The 21,432-nt window shown below is 41.4% G+C and carries 16 protein-coding genes and 1 riboswitch; of the genes, 13 read left to right on the top strand and 3 right to left on the bottom strand.

All coding sequences use genetic code 11. The annotated features are described in order from the left end of the window. The first annotated feature begins 30 nt into the window (after nt 1-30). Nucleotides 31-2,439, top strand: a complete 2,409-nt coding sequence (locus tag LX92_RS15780) for a sodium-translocating pyrophosphatase (protein WP_211315885.1) — start codon at nt 31-33, stop codon at nt 2,437-2,439. A gap of 92 nt (nt 2,440-2,531) precedes the next feature. Here the strand turns inward: LX92_RS15780 and LX92_RS15775 are convergent, their stop codons facing one another. The 3 genes from LX92_RS15775 to LX92_RS15765 form a co-directional block, all read right to left on the bottom strand. Then, nucleotides 2,532-3,242 (bottom strand): energy transducer TonB, encoded by a 711-nt coding sequence (locus tag LX92_RS15775; RefSeq protein ID WP_317047071.1) that lies wholly within the window; start codon nt 3,240-3,242, stop codon nt 2,532-2,534. Between the two features lie 243 nt (nt 3,243-3,485). Further along, on the bottom strand, nt 3,486-4,202 hold the full coding sequence (pepE, locus tag LX92_RS15770) for a dipeptidase PepE (protein WP_109652732.1): 717 nt from the start codon (nt 4,200-4,202) through the stop codon (nt 3,486-3,488). 12 nt (nt 4,203-4,214) lie between these two features. Continuing rightward, nucleotides 4,215-4,829: a deoxynucleoside kinase gene (locus tag LX92_RS15765; RefSeq protein WP_109652729.1), complete on the bottom strand. Its 615-nt coding sequence runs from the start codon at nt 4,827-4,829 to the stop codon at nt 4,215-4,217. Between the two features lie 271 nt (nt 4,830-5,100). Between LX92_RS15765 and LX92_RS15760 the strand changes: the two genes are divergently transcribed. The 12 genes from LX92_RS15760 (at nt 5,101) to LX92_RS15705 (ending at nt 21,402) form a co-directional block, all read left to right on the top strand. Then, entirely contained in the window at nt 5,101-5,961 is an 861-nt protein-coding gene (locus tag LX92_RS15760; protein ID WP_109652726.1) for a GLPGLI family protein, read from the top strand. A 49-nt stretch (nt 5,962-6,010) separates the two neighbouring features. Further along, nucleotides 6,011-8,689, top strand: a complete 2,679-nt coding sequence (locus LX92_RS15755) for a carboxypeptidase regulatory-like domain-containing protein (protein ID WP_109652723.1) — start codon at nt 6,011-6,013, stop codon at nt 8,687-8,689. Between the two features lie 93 nt (nt 8,690-8,782). Beyond that, nucleotides 8,783-9,547 carry a DUF4405 domain-containing protein gene (locus LX92_RS15750; protein ID WP_170117872.1) on the top strand — a complete coding sequence of 255 codons (765 nt, stop codon included), beginning with the start codon at nt 8,783-8,785 and terminating at the stop codon, nt 9,545-9,547. Between the two features lie 460 nt (nt 9,548-10,007). Continuing rightward, nucleotides 10,008-11,264, top strand: coding sequence for a methionine adenosyltransferase (metK, locus tag LX92_RS15745; protein ID WP_109652715.1), 1,257 nt, complete (start codon nt 10,008-10,010; stop codon nt 11,262-11,264). Between the two features lie 76 nt (nt 11,265-11,340). Next, nucleotides 11,341-11,479: riboswitch (SAM riboswitch) on the top strand. Between the two features lie 123 nt (nt 11,480-11,602). Further along, nucleotides 11,603-12,880, top strand: a complete 1,278-nt coding sequence (locus LX92_RS15740) for an O-acetylhomoserine aminocarboxypropyltransferase/cysteine synthase family protein (RefSeq protein WP_109652712.1) — start codon at nt 11,603-11,605, stop codon at nt 12,878-12,880. A gap of 77 nt (nt 12,881-12,957) precedes the next feature. Beyond that, nucleotides 12,958-16,344, top strand: a complete 3,387-nt coding sequence (gene thrA, locus LX92_RS15735; RefSeq protein WP_109652709.1) for a bifunctional aspartate kinase/homoserine dehydrogenase I — start codon at nt 12,958-12,960, stop codon at nt 16,342-16,344. Between the two features lie 2 nt (nt 16,345-16,346). Next, entirely contained in the window at nt 16,347-17,516 is a 1,170-nt protein-coding gene (locus tag LX92_RS15730; RefSeq protein ID WP_109652706.1) for a trans-sulfuration enzyme family protein, read from the top strand. Nucleotides 17,517-17,566: 50 nt separating this feature from the next. After that, the gene (locus tag LX92_RS15725; protein ID WP_109652702.1) at nt 17,567-17,977 is read left to right on the top strand and encodes an RrF2 family transcriptional regulator; all 411 of its coding nucleotides are present in this window, start codon (nt 17,567-17,569) and stop codon (nt 17,975-17,977) included. Nucleotides 17,978-18,202: 225 nt separating this feature from the next. Continuing rightward, entirely contained in the window at nt 18,203-18,469 is a 267-nt protein-coding gene (locus LX92_RS15720) for a DUF2061 domain-containing protein (RefSeq protein WP_109652699.1), read from the top strand. A 25-nt stretch (nt 18,470-18,494) separates the two neighbouring features. Then, a complete protein-coding gene (locus tag LX92_RS15715; RefSeq protein ID WP_109652696.1) occupies nt 18,495-19,118 on the top strand; it encodes a phosphoadenosine phosphosulfate reductase domain-containing protein in 624 nt (207 codons plus the stop codon). A 24-nt stretch (nt 19,119-19,142) separates the two neighbouring features. Further along, entirely contained in the window at nt 19,143-20,051 is a 909-nt protein-coding gene (gene cysD / locus LX92_RS15710; RefSeq protein ID WP_109652693.1) for a sulfate adenylyltransferase subunit CysD, read from the top strand. Between the two features lie 103 nt (nt 20,052-20,154). After that, on the top strand, nt 20,155-21,402 hold the full coding sequence (locus tag LX92_RS15705; protein ID WP_109652690.1) for a sulfate adenylyltransferase subunit 1: 1,248 nt from the start codon (nt 20,155-20,157) through the stop codon (nt 21,400-21,402). Nucleotides 21,403-21,432: the final 30 nt, after the last annotated feature.

Raw genomic sequence — 21,432 nt, 5'->3', positions numbered from 1 at the left:
ATTAAAAAAAACTAAATAACTATAAAAACAATGGAATTAATCGTAAAGTTCTTGCCAGCCTTCGGTGTCTTGGCTCTAATATTCGTGTTTATTAAAAACATGTGGGTTTCAAAACAAGAAGTTGGTGACGCAAAAATGGCAAGAATTGCCAAGAATATTGCCGATGGGGCAATGTCATTTTTAAAAGCGGAATATAAAATACTGGCAATTTTCGTCATTGCCGTGGCGATTCTTCTTTACTTTAAAGGAAATAATGAGGTAGGGTCACATGGTATGGTTGCTGTTTCCTTTATAGTTGGGGCTATTTGTTCTGCCTTGGCTGGGTTTATCGGAATGAAGGTGGCTACCAAAGCAAACGTAAGAACAACACAGGCAGCTAGAAACTCATTGGGTAAGGCCCTAGAGGTTGCTTTTGCCGGTGGTGCCGTAATGGGACTTGGTGTTGTCGGACTTGGTGTTTTGGGGCTGAGCGGTCTTTTTATGATCTACCAAAATATTTGGCCAGGTGCGGATAACTTGTCATTGGTACTGAATGTGCTATCAGGATTCTCCTTGGGTGCATCATCCATAGCCTTGTTTGCGAGAGTTGGTGGTGGTATTTATACAAAAGCAGCTGATGTCGGTGCTGACTTGGTGGGTAAGGTTGAAGCGGGTATTCCTGAGGACCACCCATTGAACCCTGCCACTATTGCCGATAATGTCGGTGACAATGTTGGTGATGTTGCCGGTATGGGAGCCGATTTATTTGAGTCTTATGTAGGGTCTATCATCGGTACCATGGTGTTGGGGGCTTTTATCATCACTCCGGATTTTGCTGGTTTAGGGGCCGTTTATCTGCCTTTGGTCTTAGCGGCCGTGGGTATTATAATGTCAATCATCGGAACATTCTTCGTAAAGGTTAAGGATGGTGGAAATCCACAAACGGCTTTGAATATTGGTGAATTTGGTTCTGCCGGTTTAATGGTTGTTGCATCTTATTTTATCATTACGGCAATGATTCCTGAAACAGTTGAAGGACTACCTAGTGGTGCCATGGGTATTTTCTGGGCCACCTTGGCCGGTTTAATTGCTGGTTTGGGTGTTGGGAAAATCACGGAGTACTATACAGGAACAGGAACAAAACCGGTAACCTCGATTGTTCGTCAATCTGAGACTGGGGCGGCAACGAATATTATTGCCGGATTAGGGGTTGGTATGATGTCAACTATGATTCCTATATTATTGATCGCTGCCGCTATTTTGATATCACATCATTTTGCAGGCTTATATGGTATAGCCATTGCCGCTGTTGGAATGTTGGCAAATACTGGAATCCAATTGGCAGTGGATGCGTACGGACCAATTTCCGATAATGCAGGTGGTATTGCCGAAATGGCAGAATTGCCCAGTGAAGTTCGTGAGCGTACAGATAAGTTGGATGCCGTAGGTAATACAACTGCAGCCATTGGTAAAGGTTTTGCAATAGCCTCCGCAGCTTTGACGGCTCTGGCCTTGTTTGCCGCTTTTATGAAAGTTGCAAAAATAGATTCTATTGATGTCTCCAAACCAACCATAATGGCTGGACTTTTAGTGGGAGGAATGCTGCCATTTGTATTTTCTGCCTTATCGATGAATGCGGTTGGGCGTGCAGCCATGGCCATGATTGAGGAAGTTAGACGTCAATTCAGGGATATCCCACAATTGAAAGCTGCCTTGGAAGTTATGCGGGCTGTAGATTCCGATATGACAAAAGCAACGCCTGAACAAAGGGCGATTTTTGATGAAGCGGATGGGTTGGCCGAATATGATAAATGTGTGGCCATTTCCACCCAAGCATCAATTAGGGAAATGGTATTGCCAGGTTTATTGGCAATAGCGGTTCCAGTTGCCGTTGGTTTTATTGGAGGAGCGGAAATGTTGGGCGGACTACTTGCAGGGGTAACAACCTGTGGCGTGCTGATGGCAATTTTCCAATCAAATGCAGGTGGTGCATGGGATAACGCCAAAAAGATGATCGAATCGGATGGAAGAAAAGGTACTGATGCCCATAAGGCAGCCGTAGTAGGTGATACCGTTGGTGATCCCTTCAAGGATACATCAGGTCCTTCATTGAATATCCTATTGAAATTAATGTCAGTGGTAGCTTTGGTAATCGCACCAAGTATTGCATTGACACCGGATACTTTAACGGCTTATAACGAACAAAAAGTTGTTACCGAATTGGTGGCCCAGGAAGTTCAAAAAGAGGTTAGGGTTGAAATGACAAAGAATGATGATGCTACAATGACGGCAACTGTAACGACCACTACAACTGATAATGGTGAAAAAACGGTTGAAGAAGCGGTTTTTTCAGGATCGGAGAAAGACGTGATGGCTAAAGTCGAAACCTTCAAGGGTAAGGCTTCTAAAGCAGATGTTGTCGATGAGGAGGTTATAGGGGAAGTTGTTGGGAAAGAATAAAACTTTTTTAGGGACATTCAAATAATTTTAAAGCCCTGACCAAACGGTCAGGGCTTTTTTATGCAAATCAGTGAACCCTTTGTGGTTTTTGATTATTGAAGTTTAAAGTTAATGGGGATGCTAAATGGAACTTTGACCGGAGTGCCTCGTTGCTTTCCAGGCTGCATTTTGGGAAGCAGCTTGATTATGCGGGTGGCTTCGGCCTCTAAGTGTTTGTCCGGTCCGCGCTTTTGAATATGTCCAATGCTTCCATCGGTTTCAATCATAAACTGCATATACACCTTGCCTTGTATGCCCATTTCCAAGGGAATTTCGGGATACCTGAAATTTTTTCGAATATGCCTGTTCATTTGATCTTGAAAGCAGGCCCTTTTATCGACTGCCTTTTCACAACCAGGGAAAACCGGAACCTCTTCTATGACCGAAAAGGGTACGGGTGGCATGTCTACGGGGTCATCGATAACATCAATGTCCTTTACTTCCAGGATTTCCTTATCAGGATTACTTTCCGAAGATGCGACAACCGTTTCGATAATTGGATCTTCATTTATGACAATCTCTATGACATCAGGTATGACTGGTTCTGGAGGCGGTGGTGGTACGTCAAGGGTAATTATGGGTGGTAATTCTTCTAGGGGGTCATCGGGCATGTTTATGGCTTCACCATAATAATTTGGTCGGTCATAGGTTTTCCACTCAAAGGCCATGTACGTACAGGCCATTACAAGGATCAATCCGATTACAAAATAAAGTCCGCTGTTTTTGTTTAAATCCCTTTTAGGGTGCTTTTTTGGTTTCATCATTCAAAAGTTTTGGCCATTCTTGGGAAAGGCAAGGTTATACAATTGTTTACAAGTCCCCTATATCGGTATCCGGAATTGATATAGGTGTTTTTAGGCTTGTTGAATGTTTGAATGAAGCTACGGTTTAACCTATTTATTTGGAATCCGTAATGAGTGAAAGGTAACGTTCAGTGTGTAAAATGGCCTTTTGGGAAAGGCTGGTATAATCCCATTGCGGAATAACGGGGTTAAAACAATGAAAAATTATTGGTTTTTAAAAAAATCCAGCGAGGCACCTGCGGGTATTTCATAGGCATCCTTTCCTTTCTCGAATATGCGGGCGCTAAGTTGGCCTCCATGGAGTGTTGTTTTCTTGTTTTGCACGCGAATCCAACTTCCTTCCCGAAGACCTATAACGGGTGTGGTATTGAATTCGTGGAATTCCTTGATACGTGTTTCCCGTGTTTCCCCTTTATGGGTTGAGTTAGGGTCGGGGTCAAGATAATGCGGATTGATGTTCATTGGAATGATAGCCAGGGTGTCGTAACTAGGAGGGTAGACTATGGGCATATCATTGGTGGTCTTGATAGTGGGCCCGGCAATATTACTACCGGCGCTAGTGCCTAAATAAGGTGTCCCGTTCAAAATCACCTGCCTAAGGGTGTCCATAACGTCAAGGTGGTAAAGGCTATTGACGAGTACAAAGGAATTGCCGCCCCCGGTAAAGATGCCCTTTGCCGATTGTAGGGCGGCTTTAGGTTCGTCAAAAGTGTGGAGGCCTACTAATTTTTTGCCTATCTGTTGAAATGCCGTAGCGGCTAATTTGCTATAGGCATCATGGGAAATACCACCCGGTCTTGCAAAAGGGATGAATAGAACCTCTTCGGTGTCTTGGTACAATTCACCCAAGGCATCAAACAAATAATCTAAATAGTTTCCTCCGAATATTGTCGATGTACTGGCAAGTAGGCAATTTGTCATACGGGGTGGTTTTTAGAATAAACCGTTGATCTCAGCGTCTATCCTGTTTAAGATCTCCCCGAGATCTTCTGGGTTGTCAACAAAATCCAGGTTATCCACATCGATAATCAGTAGTTTTCCTTTTTCATAACCATAGATCCAAGCTTCATAGCGTTCGTTCAATCGACTTAGGTAATCAATTGAAATCGTGTTCTCATAGTCACGCCCCCGTTTATGGATCTGCTTTACCAAATTGGGGATGGTACTTCTCAAATAGATAAGAAGATCTGGCGGTTGCACGAGGCTCTCCATTAATTCGAAAAGACTCGAATAGTTCTTAAAGTCCCTATTGGTCATCAAGCCCATCGCATGTAGGTTGGGAGCGAATATATAAGCATCCTCATAAATGGTCCTGTCCTGAATAATGTCTTTGCCACTTTCCCTAAAACTAAGGACTTGGCGGTATCGATGGTTTAGGAAATAAATCTGAAGATTAAAACTCCATCGTTCCATCTGGTTATAAAAATCGTCCAGATAAGGGTTGTCAACAACGTCTTCAAAATGGGCTTCCCACTTGAAGTGTTTTGCCAGAAGTCTTGTCAATGTGGTCTTTCCGGCGCCAATGTTTCCTGCAACGGCAATATGCATAAGGTATTCTGATTTGTGATTAGTGTTTTTTCATCTGAGTTTAATGGAGGGTACAATATACAAGATAACTACAGGAAGTAAAAACCTTTATATCAATATCGGGAAAAAAATGTACAAGTGGCATTTTAATTATTTTCAACCACCCATTAAACCTATTGCATTCGATATAGTCCAAAGGTATATTATTCAATCAATAACCTATTTATGATCAATAGGATTTTGGAATTCGCCAAAAATCAAGGGTTCAATTTTTAAATCAAAAGTCCGATAGATGAAAAGTAAAATGTTAACGGTATTATTCATGTTTTTCACCATGTATAGTGGTTTTTCGCAGGATTTTCAAGGGAAAGCCACCTACGAGAGTAAAACGCAGGTGAACATGGATTTTGGAAATAGACAAATTCCGGAAGACCGAAAGAAGGAAATCATGGAACGTATGAAGAAGGCCAATGAGAAAACGTATGAACTTGTGTTCAATGCGAAGGAATCATTATATGAGGAGGATGAAAAATTGGAGCAACCTGGTGGTAACAGTGGCAGGGGCAGGGGTTTTAGGGCTATGGGAAGTGCAGGTGGTGACCTGTATAAGAATATCGAGGATGGAAGGTACTTGATCAAGAACGAGCTTTTCGGAAAGATATTCCTGATAGAGGACGATCTTGAGAAATTGGATTGGAAACTGGAAAGTGACACCAAACAAATAGGGAAATATACAGCCTATAAGGCCGTAGCGGTAAAGACGGTAAAACGACCCAATATGCAGGCCTTATTCCGAAGAAGAAATACGGATGGAAAGGATGGGGAAGGCACGAAAGAAAAAAAAGTGGAGGAATTCATAGAGAAGGAGGTCGAAATTGTAGCGTGGTATACACCGGAAATACCCATAAATCAAGGACCAGCGGATTATTGGGGGTTACCAGGGCTTATTTTGGCCGTTAGCGACGATGTGACCACTATTGTTTGTTCCAAAATCACTTTGAACCCTAAAGAGAAAATCGAAATTAAGGCCCCGAAGAAAGGGAAGAAGGTAACCCAAGCGGAATACGATGAGATCTCCCGCGAAAAAATGAAAGAGATGCGCGAGAATTTCCGAGGTGGTCGAGGTGGTGGACGCGGCGGTGCTAGATTCTAAAATTGACCTTTAGTATTATCTGATAGTTCTTTCTTGAAAAAATGTTAAAATGAAAAAGGTTTTACCGCTTATAGTATTCTTAGTCTTGGGTTTTTTGGGTTCGGCACAGGAAATAGCATTAACAGGTACCGTTAAGGATAGTACAGGAACCGGTGTTGATATGGCGAATGTGATAGCTATCAATACAGAGACAAAAGGTCTTGAATCCTACGGAATCACGAATCACGCCGGACAGTATAAGTTGAAATTAAAAACGGCGAATCAGTATACGGTCAAAGTAAGTTATTTAGGGCTGAAGACCGAATCCTTTACCATTACCGCTGGTGATGTTGATGCCGTAAAGGATATCGTAATGCAAGAACAGGCCGCCCAGTTGGATGAGGTGGAGGTAACCTATGAAATGCCGGTATCCGTAAAAGGCGATACGATTGTTTATGATACCGATTCCTTTGTTTCGGGTACTGAAAAAAAGTTAAAGGATGTGCTGGAGAATTTACCAGGGATTGAAATCGATGATGATGGGCAAATAGAGGTTGAAGGAAAGACCGTAACCAAGGTAATGGTAGAAGGAAAGGATTTTTTCGATGGGGATTCCAAAATTGCCGTTGAGAATATTCCTGCCAACGCCCTAAGTAAGGTTGAGGTACTGAAAAATTATAATGAGGTGTCCCAAATGAAGGGCCTAACGAATGACGATGATAATGTAGCGCTGAATATTCGGTTGAAAGAAGGTAAAAAGAAATTTTGGTTTGGGGAACTCACGGCGGGTTACGGACCGGATAACAGATACCTGGCACACCCTAAACTGTTTTATTACAGTCCTGATTATAGCATCAATATAATAACCGATTTGAACAATTTGGGCGAAGTCCCCTTTACCCGTAATGATTATCGAAAATTTACGGGTGGCTTCAGGAATATAAACGCCAGGGGCGGAAGTTCGATAGATGTTGGTTCTGACGGACTGGGGCTTTCCACAGGGCAGAACAATAGGGCAAACGATATAGATACCAAGTTTGCGGCCGTAAATTTCAGTTATGCCCCGACGAAGTCATTGGATTTGAGTGGGTTTGGGATTTATTCCTATACAGGTACCCTGATGAAGTCAATAAGAAGCACAACCTATATCGCCAGTAATGATATTGAGAATGCAACCACGAATACCGATCAGACCGTTCATCTGGGATTGGCCAAATTGAGTGCAAGGTACAAGCCCAATGCTGACCTCCAGATAGATTATGATGCACTCTTAAAGCAATCCGACGATCATGAGGTTGTGGATGTGCTTTCCATATCCGATATCACCGATGAGATTTCTGAAGTTAAAAGGCAGAAACCCTTAGCGGTAAACCAGAACCTTAACCTGTATTATACTTTGGACGACAAGAATATTTTTGCCGTTGAAGCCCAACATTTGTATCAAGATGAGGATCCATTCTATGAGGCAATACGTAACGAGTTTGCCTTTGTCGATGTTTTTCCCGTAGACGAAAACCAGGATGTTTATAATATAAATCAAGTCAAGAATGTAGTTACCAATAAGGTGGATGCCAAAGTCGATTATTATTATGTGTTGGGGACTAAAAGTAATTTGAACTTTACCTTGGGTACTACCCAAAGCCATCAGAATTTCAATTCGGGGATTTTCCAGATTTTGGATGGGGGGAATACATTGGATATGGAGGGTCTTGATTATGTGAATGATGTGGACTTCAATGTCTCTGATCTGTATTTGGGTTTTCATTATAAAGTGATATCAGGAATTTTCACCTTTAATCCTGGGGTTACCCTGCATCAATTCAATGTAAAGAACGATCAGTTGGGGAATGTGGTAAAAGACGACCTAACATCCTTGTTGCCTGATGTATATATTAATGCACAACTGAAAAAGTCGGAAAACCTGAGGTTTAATTATCGGGTGACACGTTCCTTTACCGATGTCAATAAATTTGCACAAGGGTATGTGCTCAATAATTACAATTCGGCTTATCAGGGAAATAGGGATTTGGAAAGTGCCCTTAACCATAATCTCTCGCTGAATTTTTTCAGTTTCAATATGTTCAATTTCACCAATATTTTCGGTAATGTCACCTATACGAAAAGAATCGATGCCCTAAAAAGTAGTGCTGAGATTGTGGGGATCAACCGGATCAGTACTACAATCAATTCCAACTTTGAAGATGAGTCATTTTCGGCGAATGGCAGGTACGAGCGTACTTTTGGAAAAATAAAGGGCTCTGTGAGGGGTAGTATGTCTTGGTCTACTACCAATAACTTGGTCGATAATGCAAAGCTTACTTCGAATTCCTTTACCCAAAATTATAGGGGGGCATTATCTACCAATTTCAAAAATGCACCCAATCTTGAAGTAGGGTATCGCTATAGCGTGAACAATTATGACAACGGTGGGCGGGAAACAACCTATTTTACAAAAAGGCCCTATGCCCGGTTTGACGCAGCATTTTTGAAGAGCTTTATTGTAACGCTTGACTACGATTATTACAACTATACTGACAAAGAGGGTACGATTGGTAATAAGTATAGTTTTTTGGAATCCGATTTAACATACCAAGAGAAAGACAGTAAGTGGGAATTTGGTATCAAGGGCACGAACCTTTTAAACACCACTACGCTCAATAGGGATAGCACCAATGAGCTTTATTTTTCCACACAATCGTATTATGTGCAACCGAGGTACGTTTTATTTACGATAAAGTATGATATTTAGAATGGTATAACCTCGGTCATAGCGTAAACGGCACAACATTTAGCGGTAAGTATTGGTTGCATGAAACACAACAAAAGAACAAATAAACAAGAAATGGTCAAAGTTCAGGGCAAAAAGAAAACATCAAAAGTAAGGGTGTATGTGGATATTCTCCTGTTCACGCTTATGGTAATGGTGTTAATCCCCCAAACAACGGGGATTTCAATTCATGAGTGGGCAAGTTTCATTCTGATTATGCCGTTTTTGTTACACCTGATAATCAATTGGAATTGGATAGCTGCGAACTCTAAAAAACTAATGGGGAGGCAGTTCAAAAAAACGGTGTTTGATTATTTTTTTAACTGGCTACTGTACTTTTTTATGCTTGTGGTAACTGTGTCCGGTATTGTAATATCGGAAGCTGCATTGCCTATTTTCGGGATTCATTTTACGCCGGATGGGTTTTGGTCGGTAATCCATAACGTTAGCGCTACCCTTTTTATGGCTATGTTGGGGGTTCATATCGCTTTGCATTGGAGGTGGATAGTAGGGGCGCTTGGAAAACTTAAATTCAAATCGGATTTTCACCATGTGTCTGAAGTCGGTACCATTGTAAAAAAGGATGCTCGCCAACTAATGGTCATTGTTGGTATAAGTATCATGCTATCACTGGTAATTTGGGGTTTTGGCTATAGTGCATGGGCCGACTCTTTTAGAATCGGTTCGGATGTACAGAATGGTGAAAACGCGGATAAAATTCCAATGGGTTGGATGGTTTACGTACTGCCATTATTGAAGGTTTCCGTTCTTATGGGCATTCCCGCACTTATCACGGGGGCAATTCTCAAGCTAAAAAGGAGGAGGGCTTCAATAGCTTAACAAGCTATGTTTCTTGAATCGTAGTGTGTATTTACGTATGGATCTGGGGCGTGGAAAACTAATGGTTTACGAAGTCGGGGCATAGAATCGTTATAGTGTCAATGGGTCTTGTTTTTTGAAGTTGGGGGATATTTTACAATGAAGTTTGATATATTATCCAGACAGGCCCTTAGAAACAATCACATTAAAATCATTAAAAAAATGTTTGATAAATTACAATCGGTTTATCTTATATAAGAAAAACATTTTTTATACTTTTGTCCCCAATCTTAAGAGGAAAGATTTGACTGATTGCAACCTCGTAGCCTTAAATTCACGTTAGGGCCTAGTTCTTAAGGGAACTGGATACTGAACAAGTTCGGTATTGTAAAAATGCTAAAGCAGTGATAGCTGATTTCATTCAGCATATTCGCCCTTTTCGCAATCTTTTTTTTATTTCCTCCTATTTATTTTTGAAAAAATGGCATATTTATTTACCTCAGAATCTGTTAGTGAAGGGCATCCGGACAAGGTGGCCGATCAAATCAGTGATGCATTATTGGATAGTTTTTTAGCTTTTGACCCTGAAAGTAAAGTAGCTTGTGAGACCATGGTCACCACGGGACAGGTCATCCTGGCCGGGGAGGTGAAAAGTGGTACTTATTTGGATGTCCAGAATATCGCGAGGGATGTTGTTAATAAGATCGGGTATACCAAAGGGGAATATCAATTTAGTGGTGATTCATGTGGGGTTATTTCCTTGATCCATGAACAGTCCCAGGATATTAATCAAGGTGTTGACCGTGGGGCAAAGGAAGAACAAGGTGCCGGTGACCAAGGAATGATGTTTGGTTATGCTACGAAAGAAACGGAGAATTACATGCCTTTGGCGTTGGATATTTCTCATAGGATTTTACAAACCCTTGCGGCCATAAGGAGGGAAGGGACTGAAATTTCATATCTAAGACCGGATGCCAAAGCTCAGGTTACGATTGAATATTCAGACGATAATGTGCCGCAACGTATAGATACTGTCGTTGTTTCCACACAACATGATGCATTCGATGCCGACGATGATAAAATGCTGGCGAAAATCAAGGAAGATATTATTTCAATTTTGATGCCTAGGGTAATTGGACAATTGCCCGAGAGTGACCAGGCATTGTTCGATGATCAAATAAAATACCACATCAATCCCACGGGAAAATTTGTAATCGGTGGACCACATGGTGATACCGGACTTACGGGAAGAAAGATCATTGTGGATACCTATGGGGGCAAAGGCGCACATGGTGGTGGTGCCTTTAGTGGTAAAGACCCTAGTAAGGTAGACCGAAGCGCAGCCTATGCGGCCCGTCATATAGCCAAGAATTTGGTGGCGGCCGGAGTGGCCGATGAGATTTTGGTTCAGGTTAGCTATGCTATTGGCGTGGTAGAGCCTACTTCGATTTTTGTGAATACATATGGCACTTCGAAGATTTCATATTCAGATGGTGAAATCGCAAAAGTTGTTTCACAATTGTTCGATATGCGTCCCTTTGCCATTGAGGAACGATTGAAATTGCGTAATCCCATTTATTTGGAAACCGCTGCTTACGGACATATGGGTAAGGAACCTAAAGTGATTACTAAAATTTTTGAATCTCCCTACAATGGTAGGATTGAAAAGGAAGTGGAATTGTTCACTTGGGAAAAATTGGATATGGTAGATGCTGTGAAGAAGGCATTTAAAATGTGATTTTTTAAAAAAAGATTAGGAAAAAACAAACGCACGGCCTTATATTTGCCGTTCAAAAGTTCAAACACATATTGAATTGTTATCAAGAAAGGTGGAGGGAATAGACCCTGTGAAGCCTTAGCAACCCTTTGCCTCCTGTGCAAAGAAGGTGCTAAATTCTATCTTGAGGCTGAATGTCTTCAGTATCCTTTAATTTAGGCAAGAATAGATAACGAAACGAATTACATTTTTGTAATTGTCTCTTTCTTTTTAACTTTTTGATTATTCCTAGTTGCTAATCGCGATTAGGGGACTAGTGTTTTGATTTATTTTATTAACAACATAAACAAATTAAAATCATGGGTAATCAAAAATTTTCTACAAACGCATTACATGCCGGTCACGACACAACCAAAACAGGAGGGACACGTGCGGTACCTATTTATCAAACCTCATCATATGTATTCGATAATACGGATCACGCGGCTAACTTGTTTTCGTTGGCTGAACTGGGTTTTATCTACACACGGTTGAACAACCCCACCAATGAAATTTTACAGAATAGATTGGCAGCCATTGAAGGTGGTGTCGGGGCTGTGGTTTTTGCTTCGGGGGCCTCTGCGATTTCCACAAGTTTATTGACGCTTTTAAAAGCAGGTGATCATATTGTGGCTTCGAGCAGTTTATATGGGGGTACTTTTAACCTATTGAATGTTACCTTGCCAAGATTGGGCATTACCACTACGTTCGTTGATGCTTCCGATCCCGAAAATTTCGGAAAAGCGGTACAGGACAATACGCGGGCCATTTTTGTGGAATCCTTAGGGAATCCAAAATTGGATGTCTTGGATTTAAAGGCAATCTCAGCACAGGCCAAAACGGCACAAGTACCTTTCATCGTTGATAATACAGTGGCTTCACCAGCCTTGTTGAACCCAATTGAACATGGGGCAAACCTTGTGATCCATTCACTTACGAAATATATTGGGGGGCAAGGTACTTCATTGGGCGGAGCCGTAATCGATGCAGGTACTTTTGATTGGACAAATGGAAAATTCCCTGAATTTACTGAGCCTTCCGCTGGTTATCACGGTTTGGTCTATAGCGAGGCATTGGGCGCCGCAGCATTTACCTTTAAATTGATCTTGGAGGGATTGCGTGATTTTGGTGGTGCGCTAAGTCCGTTTAACGCCTTCCAGATAATCCAAGGTTTGGAGACATTATCGGTACGTATAAAACAACACAGTTCAAATGCCTTGGCCTTGGCCACTTGGTTGGAAAGAAGGGATGAAGTGGAATGGGTGAATTACCCAGGTTTAAAAAGTAGTAAGTACTACGATCTGGCGCAGGAATATTTGCCAAAAGGACAAAGTGGGGTGGTGACATTCGGTCTTAAAGGCGGATTTGAAGCGGCCAAAAAAGTTACCGATGCAACCAAGATATTCTCTTTATTGGCGAATATTGGGGATACAAAATCATTGATCATCCATCCAGCAAGTACAACACACCAACAATTGACGGCAGAGCAACAAGATGCAGCAGGTGTTGGTCAGGATTTGATTCGTCTATCGGTCGGCCTAGAAGATCTGGAAGATCTTAAGGCGGATTTAGAGCAGGCTTTTGAAACAATCAAGTAATCGGTTTTAGCTTAAATTTAGTACATTTTTTATCCGTTTTGGTTAGGGAGTGTTCAGAATAATACAGAACTTTAAGAATGCTACATCAATTAGAAATAAAAGAATTCACAACCCTAAGTGGCGTATCCCAAGATATTTCACTTTCCTATCAGCTTTTTGGTAGACCCCTTCATGAGGCGCCTATCGTATTGGTCAATCATGCTCTTACTGGGAATTCCAATGTCACGGGACCAGAAGGTTGGTGGTCTGCCCTTATTGGGGAAGGCAAATGTATTGATACCGATAAGTATACCATAATAGCATTCAATATACCCGGAAATGGTTATGACGGTTTTGTTATTGAAAACTATAAGGATTTTGTGGCAGGTGATATTGCCCGGATTTTTTTATGGGGACTAAAAGCATTGAAAATAGATAAACTCTTTGCTTTGTTGGGAGGTTCGTTGGGTGGTGGTATTGCTTGGGAAATGGCTGCCCTGAACCCTAATTTGACCACGCATTTGATCCCGGTTGCCTCAGATTGGAAATCTACCGACTGGCTCATTGCAAATTGTCAGATTCAGGAACAGTTCTTGGTCAATTCCAAGCAACCCGTTCATGATGCCCGTATGCACGCCATGTTGTGTTATAGAACGCCAGAGTCGTTCAAGGAACGGTTTAAGAGAAGTACCAATGAGGAGTTGCAGGTTTTTAATGTGGAAAGTTGGTTGATGCACCATGGAGAAAAACTGAAGGACCGTTTTCAGGTTTCGGCTTATAAGTTGATGAACCAATTACTGAAGACGATCGATATTACCCGTACTGGGGAAACTGCCTTTGTTGATCTTCAAAACAGCAATACCAATATCCATATTATCGGGGTCGATTCAGATCTGTTCTTTACAGCCAAGGAGAATAAGGAAACCTTCAAACAATTGGCACAGGCCAAAAGTAATGTTACCTATGGTGAAGTTCAGTCGTTACATGGGCATGATGCTTTTTTGATCGAGTTTGAACAAATGCAAAAACTTCTCAATGGGATTTTCAATACGAACGGAAAGTCCGATCGCATCAAAATATTGAAGTTCGGAGGTAAATCATTGAGTAATGGAGAGGGTTTGGGTTATGTGTTGGACATTATCGGCAATAAGGTGGGTAATGGTGAAAATATAGCTGTTGTGCTTTCGGCACGTGAGAAAGCGACGGATCAATTGGAGACCATGCTTGAAAAGGCAGCCCGGGGAGAGGATTATTCCAAGGATTTTACGGCTTTCGAAAAATATCAGACCCATACTTTTAAGAATGTCAACCTTGCAGAGGAATATGAAGGATTGTTTAAATTGTTCGAAGGGGTATCGCTTTTGGGGGATTACAGTCCTAAAATAAGGGATCAAGTCTTGGCCTATGGAGAGGTTATTTCCGCTAAATTGATCACCAAACTATTGATTGGTAAAGGGATCAAGGCTACATTGATGGATTCCCGAAAATTGATCAAGACCGATAATACTTTTGGTGATGCACATGTCATAGAGGCCATATCCAAGGAAAACGTATTAAGGGAATTTTCCAAATTAAGTCATGATACCGTTCCCGTGATAACGGGGTTCATCGCTTCTACCCTGGAAGGTGAAACAACCACGTTGGGTAGAAATGGAAGCAACTATTCTGCGGCAATGATAGCCAATTATTTGGACGCCGAGGAGCTTCAGAACTATACCCATGTTGATGGTATTTTTACGGCGAATCCCGATTATGTGTCCGAAGCCAAACGAATTTCGGAACTGTCGTATAGTGAAGCCAATGAGATGGCTAATTTCGGGGCAACCATATTACATGCCAAGACCATTATTCCATTGATCGAGAAGAATATTCCCTTGCGAATATTGAATACCTTCAATAGTGATAATGAGGGAACACTGATAAGTGCGAAGTCGAACAAGGAAGGTATAAAATCATTATCGGTCATAGAGAATGTCGCCTTGATCAATCTTGAAGGTAGGGGGTTATTGGGTAAGGTAGGTGTAGATGCCCGGATATTCAGATCACTTGGGGATAATAATATAAGTGTAAGTATTGTTTCCCAAGGCTCTTCGGAACGCGGTATTGGTTTGGTGGTCAATGCCGATAAGGCACAAAGGGCCAAGAAGGCCTTGCAACGTGAGTTTGCACATGACTTTGAATCCAAGGATATCAATCAGATAACCGTGGTCAACGATGTGTCAGTGATATCCATTGTGGGCCAGGATTTGAGTACGTTCCACAAACCGTACAATTCCTTGATAAAGAACCAGATAGTACCCTTGCTTTTTAATAATACGGTTACGGGTAAGAATGTGAGTTTGGTCGTTAGGAAGTCCGACCTGCATAAGGCATTGAATGTTATGCACGGACAGATTTTCGGAATCAGTAAGAAGGTGAACGTTGTTGTTTTTGGTCATGGAAATGTAGGGGGAACCTTGGTGGATCAGATCCTGAAATCTTCCAAGACGATCGAAAAAAGAAAAGGAATCGATTTGAATGTCTTTGCGGTGGCAAATTCAAGAAAAGTCCTCCTTAACCAAAAAGGAATACCAAAGAATTGGCGTACGGCCATTGAGGAGGATGGTGTCGCCTATCATATAAAGGATATTTTTGATTATGCCAAAAAGAACCACCTTGAAAACTTGATTGCTGTCGATAATACGGCCAGTGAGGATTTTGTGGCTAATTATTTCGATTTTGTTGAAAACGGATTCGATTTGGTGTCATCCAATAAAATAGCCAATACCCTTGGTTTTGATTATTACCAATTACTACGTGAGGAATTGGATAAAAAACAAAAACAATATTTATACGAGACCAATGTAGGTGCCGGATTACCATTGATAGATACGATAAAGCTGTTGCATCTTTCGGGTGAGAACATCACGCGTATCAAGGGTGTGTTTTCGGGTTCATTGAGTTATATATTCAATACGTTTTCGGAAGTGGATGCCCCTTTCTCGAACATTCTGAAGGATGCCATGGACAAAGGTTTTACCGAACCGGATCCCAGGGAGGACCTTTCGGGTAATGATGTGGGGCGTAAACTTTTGATCCTTGCCCGTGAGCTGGACCTAAGCAATGAATTTTCTGATATACAGATTCAAAATTTGATTCCTGAAAATTTGCGGAATGAATCTGTTGACGGGTTTTTGGGCAATTTGGATGTGCTCAACGATACCTTTAATGTATTGAAGAAAAACCAAAAACCGAATCATGTTTTGCGATATGTCGGTGATTTGCATGGTGATTTAACCAAGGAAAAAGGGACTTTGGAAGTGAAATTGATATCGGTACCAAAAGAAAGTGCCTTAGGGCAGGTAAAGGGTTCCGATTCCATTATTGAGATTTACACGGAATCCTATGGGGAACATCCTTTGGTCATACAGGGGGCCGGTGCAGGCGCGGCAGTTACTGCCAGGGGTGTCTTCGGGGATATTTTACGAATTGCGGAAAAAGGATAGTTATGGAAAAGAAACACAAATTCGAAACAGAAGCCATCAGAACACAGATGGAGCGCTCCCAATATTTGGAGCATTCATCACCCTTATATTTAACCTCAAGTTTTGTGTTTGAGGATGCAGAGGATATGCGTGCTTCCTTTGCTGAGGAAAAAGACAGGAACATTTATTCCCGTTATTCCAATCCGAATTCCTCTGAATTCGTGGAAAAGGTATGTAAGATGGAAGGTGCTGAGGATGGTTTTGCTTTTGCATCGGGCATGGCAGCCGTGTTTTCAACCTTAGGGGCCCTTTTGCGTAGTGGTGACCATATTGTTTCGGCACGAAGTATTTTTGGGTCCACACATAGCCTGTTCATGAATTTTTTCCCCAATTGGAATATTTCGCATAGTTATTTTCAGGTTGATGAGTTGCATACCATTGACGATATGGTGACACCCCAAACCAAAATCCTATATGCTGAAACCCCGACCAACCCAGGTGTTGATGTTTTGGATTTGGAGGAGCTCGGCAAGATTGCCAAAAAGCACAATTTAATTCTTATTATTGATAATTGTTTTGCATCGCCTTATTTACAGCAACCGATTAAGTTTGGGGCCGATTTGGTCATCCATTCGGGAACCAAATTAATGGATGGTCAAGGGAGGGTACTGGCAGGCATCACTGTTGGTAATGCGGAACTGATTGATAAGATCTATCGTTTTTCCAGGATAACAGGACCGGCATTGTCACCATTCAACGCCTGGATCTTGTCTAAAAGTCTGGAGACCTTGGCGATTAGGGTTGATCGGCATTGCGAGAATGCCTTGAAGTTGGCTGAATTTTTAGAACAACATGAAAAGGTAAATTGGGTTAAGTATCCATTTTTAAAATCACACCCGAAATATGAAATAGCCAAAAAGCAGATGAAAGCCGGGGGTTGTGTCGTTGCTTTTGAAGTCAAGGGCGGATTGGAAGAGGGGCGTAAGTTCTTCGATTCAATCCAATTGTTGTCGCTATCGGCCAACTTGGGGGATACCAGAAGTATCGTCACCCATCCTGCATCTACAACACATAGTAAACTTTCCAAAGAGGAAAGGAAAGCGGTGGGCATTAGTGATGGTTCGGTTCGGATTTCAGTCGGTCTCGAGAACATTTCGGACATAATTCAGGATATTGCACAAGCCTTGGATTAGTTTTGTTGTTATAGGCAAAATGAATCTAAGATTTTGCATATATTCGCTAAATGCTTTCCAAGAAAACAAAATATGGTTTAAAGGCTTTGAGCTTCCTGGCTTCATTGGAAGATCGGCAGCCGGTTCAGATCGCTGAAATAGCCAAGCATGAAAATATTTCCCAGAAATTTCTCGAAAGTATCCTTTTGACCCTTAGAAAATCAGGGCTTTTGGGCTCTAAAAAAGGCAAGGGAGGCGGGTATTATCTCATTAAGGATCCCAAGGATATATTAATGACCGATGTAATGCGTATTCTTGAAGGTCCCATAGCTTTGGTGCCTTGTGTGAGTCTTAATTTTTATGAGAAATGTGAGGATTGTCCGGATGAGGCCAGTTGTGCCGTACATAAATTAATGCTTCAGGTTAGGGATAGTGCATTGACCGTATACCGCCATAATACCTTGGCTGATTTAATCAAGTAAACCCCATCACTTCAGGGGAATACATCAATTTCCAAATTTTTTAAAAGATTCGTCAATGATTGTAATTATTGATCGATAATTCTATTGAAAATTGACTTAAAAATTAATAATCTACTAAATCAATAGGGTAAATCTAATATTTATTTATTTTTAATATGCGTTTTTCATATATAATTCTAAATTTGCATACTCTATCAAATCGATAGGATAATAAATATAAACTTCATGATTGCAGACCAATTGATTTTAAATAAAAAAACGGCCAAGAGTGATTTTGATACCGACAAAAAATCAGAAAGTCCAGTTCGCAGTATCGCAAAAGCGTTGAGTTGGAGAGTGGTTGGGACGTTGGATACGTTATTGATATCTTACCTCTTAACGGGTAAAATCGCCATAGCGGCTTCTATAGCCTCAATCGATTTTGTGACCAAGATGATTCTTTACTTTTTTCACGAAAGGGCATGGAATATGGTTACTTGGGGAAAAAAGTAGACTACCGATCTTAAAAATTTGAACAATGGATTTTACCGAGGAGAATATCAAAGAATACAATATCCAATTTAAGGAAGCCCAACCTGAGGAAATAATTTCATGGGCCATTGGACATTCCAAAAATGCCGTGGTCACCACGAATTTCAGACCCTACGAGGTCGCTATTCTCAATGCGGTGACCCAAGTGCGGAAGGATGTACCTGTGGTATGGTGCGATACGGGGTACAATACCCCCCAGACCTATGCCCATGCAGAGGAATTGATTGGTACTTTGGATTTGAACATAAAATTATATGTCCCCAGGCAAACCGCTGCACATCGCGATGTGGTTATGGGTATTCCAGGCATCGATGACCCAAGGCATGCGGAATTTACCGAACAGGTAAAATTGGAGCCTTTTAAAAGGGCCATGGCCGAGATAAAACCTGATGTTTGGTTTACCAATTTAAGGAAAGGTCAGACGGCCCTCAGGGATACTTTGGATATTTTTAGTCTTAGTAGGGATGGGGTTTTGAAAGTTAGTCCATTCTATCACTGGACAGACGAACAATTGGATACGTATTTGGGGGAAAGAAACCTACCGAATGAACATAAATATTTTGATCCCACCAAGGTGCTTGAGAACCGGGAGTGTGGATTGCACATTTAATGAAGCATATAAAAGCGTAAAAGCATGGCATTGATTAAAGATACATCACACATTAACCCACTGGAGAACGAAGCTATTTACATTATTCGTGAAGTGGCGGCACAGTTTGAAAAACCTGTTCTATTGTTTTCTGGCGGTAAGGATTCCATAACCTTGGTACGATTGGCACAAAAAGCATTCTACCCTGCAAAGATTCCTTTTCCGTTAATGCATATTGATACGGGGCATAATTTTCCCGAAACCATCGAATTTCGCGATAGGTTGGTGAAAGAGCTCGGTTTGGAGTTGATTGTACGTAATGTACAGGATTCCATAGACCAAGGAAAGGTAAAGGAAGAGACCGGAAGATATTCCAGTAGAAATGCCTTACAGACGACCACCCTTTTGGATGCAATCGAGGAATTCAAGTTCGATGCCTGTATTGGAGGGGCAAGACGTGATGAGGAAAAGGCTAGGGCCAAAGAGCGTATTTTTTCAGTAAGGGACGATTTTGGTCAATGGGATGAGAAAAACCAAAGGCCCGAATTATTCGATATGTTGAATGGGCAAATCGACCTAGGTCAAAATGTACGTGTTTTTCCGATCAGTAACTGGACAGAATTGGATGTGTGGTCTTATATCGAAAAAGAGAACATCGAAATTCCATCAATCTATTTCGCCCATAAGAGAAAGGTTTTCTTAAGGGATGGGATGATTTGGTCACATTCTGACTACGTATACCAAGAAGAGGATGAAGAGGTATTGGAAGAACTTGTGCGTTTTAGGACAGTGGGTGATATGAGCTGTACGGCAGCGGTTTTCTCAGAAGCTTCGGATATAGCGAGTGTCGTTCAGGAGATTCGTGAGTCTACCATCTCTGAAAGAGGGGCGCGAATAGATGATAAGCGGTCAGAGGCAGCTATGGAAAAAAGAAAACAACAAGGATATTTCTAGAATTGTCCAATGAAAATTCAACTTTTGGCAATAGGCCTTGAGTGCAAAATAATCAATTAAAAATAGCCGGCGGTAAATAGTCAAAGGCTAACAGTTAAACAGGATGGAAGTACTAAAAATTGCAACGGCAGGTAGTGTGGATGATGGTAAAAGCACCTTGATAGGTAGAATTTTGTATGATACCAAGTCATTGACCACTGATAAGTTGGAAGCCATTGAAAAAACCAGTAAACAAAAAGGGTATGATTACCTGGATTTCTCCTTGGCCACAGACGGACTTGTAGCTGAACGGGAACAGGGGATTACCATCGATGTGGCCCATATCTATTTTTCAACACCCAAAAAGAGTTATATCATTGCGGATACCCCAGGCCATGTGGAGTATACCAGGAATATGGTTACGGGAGCTTCAACATCCCAGGCGGCCATTATTTTGATCGATGCAAGAAAAGGCGTTATCGAACAGACCAACCGTCATTTTTTTATCAATAACCTGTTGCGGATTAAAAATGTTATCGTGGCCATCAATAAAATGGATTTGGTCGACTATTCCGAGGAAACCTATAACGCCATCAAAAAGGATTTTGAGGCCTTAATGGATAAGCGTGATTACCAGGAGCAAAATATCACCTTTATCCCAGTAAGTGCCCTTAAGGGGGACAATGTGGTTTATAAGACGGATAAATTGCCTTGGTATAAAGGACAAACATTGTTGGATCATTTAGAGCAATTGGATAGGAAGGATGTATTCAATGCGGGTACACCTAGATTTCCTGTGCAATATGTTATTCGACCAAAAACCGACGAATTCCATGATTTCAGAGGGTTCGCAGGCAAAGTATATGGAGGTGAATTGAGTGTGGGGGATGAGGTTGTGGCCTTGCCTTCCCAAACCAAATCCAGAATCAAGGAAATCTATTTTCACGATAAAAAATACCAAACCGCATCGAGACGCTCGTCGGTAACCATAACCCTGGAAGACGAAATTAATGTAAGTCGGGGAGATATGTTGGTCAAGGTTGGTGATATGCCAAAGATAGATAAGCAGTTTACGGCCACTATTTCTTGGATGGATTCGAAAAACCTGAACGCAGGTGGTAAATACATCATACAACATGGAGTAAATAAGGTCTTGGCCAAAGTGGATAACATTCATCATAAAATCAATCCGGATTATTCTGGTATTGATGAAGGGGTCGATTCCCTTAAGATCAATGATATCGCCAAAGTGTCCTTTAAATTGAACAAACCCATTTTCTTCGATGCCTTTAAGGACCATAGAACAAATGGTTCCTTTATTTTAATAGATACACAATCGAATAATACGGTAGGCGCAGGGTTTATCAATTGATTTCCTGAATTGATCGATAAATGACCAGGG

The organism is Maribacter polysiphoniae (genome assembly GCF_003148665.1).
Lineage (GTDB): Bacteria > Bacteroidota > Bacteroidia > Flavobacteriales > Flavobacteriaceae > Maribacter_A > Maribacter_A polysiphoniae.
This window is presented reverse-complemented; position numbering and strand designations above follow the sequence as displayed.

Coding starts and splice junctions, on each gene's coding strand:
- LX92_RS15780 (WP_211315885.1), top strand. CDS start 31: ATGGAATTAATCGTAAAGTTCTTGCCAGCCTTCGGTGTCTTGGCTCTA.
- LX92_RS15775 (WP_317047071.1), bottom strand. CDS start 3,242: ATGATGAAACCAAAAAAGCACCCTAAAAGGGATTTAAACAAAAACAGC.
- pepE (WP_109652732.1), bottom strand. CDS start 4,202: ATGACAAATTGCCTACTTGCCAGTACATCGACAATATTCGGAGGAAAC.
- LX92_RS15765 (WP_109652729.1), bottom strand. CDS start 4,829: ATGCATATTGCCGTTGCAGGAAACATTGGCGCCGGAAAGACCACATTG.
- LX92_RS15760 (WP_109652726.1), top strand. CDS start 5,101: ATGAAAAGTAAAATGTTAACGGTATTATTCATGTTTTTCACCATGTAT.
- LX92_RS15755 (WP_109652723.1), top strand. CDS start 6,011: ATGAAAAAGGTTTTACCGCTTATAGTATTCTTAGTCTTGGGTTTTTTG.
- LX92_RS15750 (WP_170117872.1), top strand. CDS start 8,783: ATGGTCAAAGTTCAGGGCAAAAAGAAAACATCAAAAGTAAGGGTGTAT.
- metK (WP_109652715.1), top strand. CDS start 10,008: ATGGCATATTTATTTACCTCAGAATCTGTTAGTGAAGGGCATCCGGAC.
- LX92_RS15740 (WP_109652712.1), top strand. CDS start 11,603: ATGGGTAATCAAAAATTTTCTACAAACGCATTACATGCCGGTCACGAC.
- thrA (WP_109652709.1), top strand. CDS start 12,958: ATGCTACATCAATTAGAAATAAAAGAATTCACAACCCTAAGTGGCGTA.
- LX92_RS15730 (WP_109652706.1), top strand. CDS start 16,347: ATGGAAAAGAAACACAAATTCGAAACAGAAGCCATCAGAACACAGATG.
- LX92_RS15725 (WP_109652702.1), top strand. CDS start 17,567: ATGCTTTCCAAGAAAACAAAATATGGTTTAAAGGCTTTGAGCTTCCTG.
- LX92_RS15720 (WP_109652699.1), top strand. CDS start 18,203: ATGATTGCAGACCAATTGATTTTAAATAAAAAAACGGCCAAGAGTGAT.
- LX92_RS15715 (WP_109652696.1), top strand. CDS start 18,495: ATGGATTTTACCGAGGAGAATATCAAAGAATACAATATCCAATTTAAG.
- cysD (WP_109652693.1), top strand. CDS start 19,143: ATGGCATTGATTAAAGATACATCACACATTAACCCACTGGAGAACGAA.
- LX92_RS15705 (WP_109652690.1), top strand. CDS start 20,155: ATGGAAGTACTAAAAATTGCAACGGCAGGTAGTGTGGATGATGGTAAA.